Source organism: Xanthomonas codiaei, from assembly GCF_002939785.1.
In the GTDB taxonomy this organism is placed as follows: domain Bacteria; phylum Pseudomonadota; class Gammaproteobacteria; order Xanthomonadales; family Xanthomonadaceae; genus Xanthomonas; species Xanthomonas codiaei.
Map to the genome: position 1 here is coordinate 1 of NZ_MDEC01000079.1, position 1076 is coordinate 1076.

General features: G+C 53.9%; 1 protein-coding gene and 1 pseudogene. Both read left to right on the forward strand.

What is annotated here, in order from left to right; translation table 11 throughout:
* Window positions 1-85: 85 nt before the first annotated feature.
* Window positions 86-223 (forward strand): annotated as a pseudogene (locus XcodCFBP4690_RS22115) (integrase core domain-containing protein); the annotation flags it as partial.
* Window positions 224-363: 140 nt separating this feature from the next.
* A partial coding sequence (locus XcodCFBP4690_RS22870; RefSeq protein WP_167394757.1) for a hypothetical protein occupies window positions 364-1076 on the forward strand: 713 nt, incomplete at its 3' end.

Here is a 1076-nt window from a genome sequence, read left to right on the forward strand (position 1 = left end):
CACCGAACGTCAGCTGCATGGATGAATCCTCTACATGAGGCGGTAGTGTCGCGCATCTGTGGTGAGTTGATCAGACCTTTCCTAGCTCGCCCGAACCCTGTTCGAAACCATCGACCAGGTGCAGGACAAAGCCACCCGCTGGCTATGGACGTACAACCACGAGCGTCCGAATATGGCGCTCGGCGGCATCACGCCTGCCATGAAGTTGGCGATGGCCGCTTAGCTCCACTTCTGGCGATCGCTAAAAGCGGGGCGATTACCGTTAGAGCACAGCCCGCCTGCACGGGTCCGTAGCAATTGGTCCTGTAGATGGCCCTTCCGCTGCCCAAGAACTGAGTGAGGAGAGCGTACGTCGTGAGATCCGTGAGGTTTTCGAAGCAGTTTTCGCTACTTCTTCAAGAGGCCCATCTTGCAAAGAATTCGATCCTGTCCGGATTTGATCTGCTCTTGAAAGCCGAGTTCGGTGCGGATAAGGACGGGTACTTCTATTCCGCCTTTTTCCACCTCTCCATCGGAATTGAGAGAATTCTGAAGCTGGCGGTAGTTGTGGACTACATGATCAAGAACGATCTGAAGGCCCCCACAAAGAGCCAGCTAAGGTCCTACGGCCATGACATTGCCGGCCTGTTCGCCACCTGCAATGGGTTGCTTAAGGTCTATCGACCTTCGGACGCACAGAAGGACGCGGTAGGTGTTGATGATCAAATTGTAGAGTTCCTTTCTCGTTTTGCCGTGTCAACCAGGTACTTCAATCTGGACGAAATCTCCTCATCTGACGCAAGCAGTGCGTCGAAGTCGCCGTTGTACGAGTGGTGGAACATTTGCGCTGCCCTCTACGATGAGTTCACTCCTTGGAGCGTGCGAGAAAAGCAGTCCTTGCAGCTTATGTACTCTATGGATCGGCAGAGGATTCCCAATGGCTTCACATGGGAGCTAGATGCGACCGGCCACCCGATGACCGTGTTTGATCAGCTCAATCGTAGGCGTATTGGCGACGTCCCCCCGATTTTGAGTAGCACCGCAGTTTGGAGTCCAATTCCCTACCCGACGGAGATTGGACGTGAAGAAACGTTTTA